Genomic DNA, 3,151 nt, shown 5'->3' on the forward strand with positions numbered 1-3,151 from the left:
ACAGTAACCGATGCCCGGTGAACTCCACTTCCTGCGGGACGGTAGGGCGGTTCTGCAGTGGATGGCGGGGACCGTGGCCGGGCCGATGGCGCGGTGCTGGATCTGGTCCTGGCTTTCGTCCACGTTCCAGCTGTCCATGCTGGCGATGCCGCCCAGTTGCTCGATGGCCTGGTTGAGGCTGTTGGCCAGCGCGCTGCGGCAAGTGGCCAGGTCATCGCTGTCGGCGCAGCGCAGGGCCCGGTAGGGGCTGGCGCTGGTGCCTGCGGCCTGTTCCAGCACCCGTTCCAGATAGCCGTAGTAGCCATTGTTGTAGGCGGAGCCGCCGGCACCGGGTTTGTTGTCCCGGCCCATCAGTGACAGGTTGCGGCCATCCACGTCTTCCACGGCGGTGATCTGCGGCAGCAGGATGTCGATCATCAGCGGGTACCAGGCATCCATCAAGGCCACGGCGGCTTCCTCGTCGTAGTTGCCGTCACCGTCCCGGTCCCGGCGCAGGGCACCATTGGCTACCCAGTCCTGCATCAAGCGGATGGCGCTGTCCTGATCGCCGGTGACCGGTGCGCTTGCCAGTAAGGCCAGGGCGGCGGGGACGATTTCCTGGCCGCGCAGATCCACGGTGGCGGCATCGCCCATGGCTTCCACCATGCGCGCCCGGGTCACGCTGCCTTCCTGCACCAGTTGCTGCAGGCGCACGTCGAGGATGTCGTTACGGTGGGCGGAGCCATAGGGCGCATGGGCATCGGCAGCCCACCAATCGCGGGCCGGACGGTTATTCCAGCTGGCCAGGTAGCCGCGGTCCGGGTTGCTCGCTTGAGGGTGTGCCTGCTGCGGGATAAAGCCGTTCCAGTCGTACTGGCCGTTACCCCAGCTGGGCAGTTCCGGGTGGATGCCGTTGGCCCGTTGCGGGTAATCACCGGAGTGGAAAAAGGCGATGTCTCGGTCGTCGATATAGAACCAGTTGAAGCTGCCGGTGGTGTTGTGGAACACATCGTAGAAGCTCTCTACATCGTGCACGTCATTGCGGCTGGCCTGCAGGAACGGCAGGGCAGTATCCAGTTCGGCGAAGTAGGTGCTGCGCTGGCGGGTCACTGCCACGGGCATACCGGACACGGTGGCAAAGCCGATCACGGGGCCGTATTCCTCGGTGCGGATCACCCGGCGAGTGACCGCTTCGTTCTGACCCACTGCCTCCGGATCGGTGGAAGAAGCCAGATTCCAGCGGGCCACCCATTGCTGGTCAAGCACATCAAAGGGTTTGCACTGGCCGTTGACCTGGTAGCCGCCTTCACCATGGGCTGGTGGCTCGGCCGGCTCACAGCGCTGTACCACACGCACGTCGGTGAGGTCGGAGCTGCCGGAGGTGGCGCTCCAGGCGAAGTCGGGGCCGCGCCCGATGACCACATAGGGCAGGCCGGTGAAGGTCATGCCGCGGGTGTTGATGTCGCCACCATGGACGGCCATTTCCAGCAGCAACTGTGGGACAAAGTAGCTGGTCTGCGGGCCGAACACGGCCAGGGGCTGGCCGCTGGCGGAATGCTCTGCATTGAGCAGCAGGGCATTGGACATGACGCTGGGGAAGCCGTCGCGCAGCCCCTGAATGCCGGTTTCGATGGCGGCGATACGTTGCATGGCCTGTTGTTGCTGTTGCTCGGTGAGAGTGTCTTTGCGGGTCCACAGTGCGGGCAGCTGACGGGTCAGGCTGGCCCACTGCTGTGACAGGGCCTGGCCGCCATCGTCCAGGAAGGACAGGGACAGGATGCCGCCGAGCAGGTCGCCCACGGTATCCACCAGGCCGCCGACCACACCGGTGCCGGGCAGGGCGGGCACATTGCCCAGGGCTTCGGGACACTCGGGCTGGCCCGGGCGGCCACAGGGTTCATGGCTGAGCGGGTCAAAGGTCTGGAAGGAGCCCGCGTCGAACATCACCGCGCCGGGGAACTGGCCGGCCAGCTCGCCGCTGAGTGGGCAGAGGTCCGGCAGGGTGGGGGGCGACTGGGTGGCGAAGGATGTTGTGGTGGTCACAGAGGATTCCGGATCGGTGCCGTGACGCAGGTCCTTCCACAGATCGCAGGCGATCTCCTTGCTGCCGGTCTGGGCTTCCAGGGCCTGCAACAGCAACACATTGTTGTGCTCGTTGCCGCCGCCACCGGCGAAGATGCCCTGGATCAGGGTGGCAATGGCGACCACGTCCTCGATCACGAACGGTTCCAGTTGCACCCCCAGGGCCACGTATTCCACCGGTACTTCCAGCAGCCCGCTGCGGGCGTCCGTCACGTACTGGTTGAGGCCGGCTACATAGTTGGTGGCGTCATCGAAGACCTGGGCGCCGTCATCGCCGAAACGGGCGATGGTGTTGGCGATCATGGTGGTGCGGTCCTCTTCCCGGTAGGGCGCATTGAAGGCGATATCCTCATCGAAGGAGAAGTCCGCCGGTCCCAGAAAACGGGACAGCTCGCCACGGCCGGCACGACGTAGCACATCCAGCAGGAACAGGCGGTCGGCGGCGGTCACATAGCCGACCCCGAACAGGGCATCGCGGCGGGACTCACCGAAAATGTGGGGCACCCCGAAGTTGTCGCGTTTGATATCCACCTGATAGCCGGCGGCATCCAGTGTCTGCTCGCTTTCCCAGTTGCCCGCTTCCGGAGCCAGTAGCGGGGCGGCTTTGAAGTAGTCGCCGAGCTGGTCATCGGTAAGGCCAGGTTCGCTGCGCACCAGGGCGTCGTAGAGACCCAGCTGATCGTCGAAGTGGGGTTCCTTGCTGAGGGCCGGCACCAGACCGGTTTCTGCCACCAGGTCGTCGAACAGGGTGCTAAGCAGATCGCCGAGACCGGGAATGTCTGCGCTCAGATTGGCGACGCCGCCGATGTCATCCTGACCCGGGGGCAGGATGTTCAGCACCGTGCCGTAATCTGCAAAGGGAGCGGTGACATTGGAGGGGCGCGGTTCCGGGCCAGTCGGCACTTCCGGCGTCGGCGGATTGCTGGGTGTGGGGGTGTTGCTGACAGGTGCCGGGTTGCTGGAGCCTCCGCCGCCACAGGCGGCAAGCAGGCTGGTGCTCAGCAGGGCACTGAGTAACAGGCCGGGTTTCATGGTGCTCTCCTCGGGACATTATTGTTTTGGTCGGCGAACACTGTTCGCACTAACGTCC

The 3,151-nt window shown here is 65.1% G+C and carries 1 protein-coding gene; it reads right to left on the reverse strand.

The features are described 5' to 3' along the window. Window positions 1–3,093, reverse strand: a 3,093-nt coding sequence (locus tag ACFE0K_RS15165) for a penicillin acylase family protein (protein WP_434536859.1), incomplete at its 3' end; no start/stop codon positions are given. Window positions 3,094–3,151: the final 58 nt, after the last annotated feature.

Origin of the sequence: Alcanivorax sp. (genome assembly GCF_051117345.1) — a bacterium.
In the GTDB taxonomy this organism is placed as follows: Bacteria; Pseudomonadota; Gammaproteobacteria; order Pseudomonadales; family Alcanivoracaceae; genus Alcanivorax.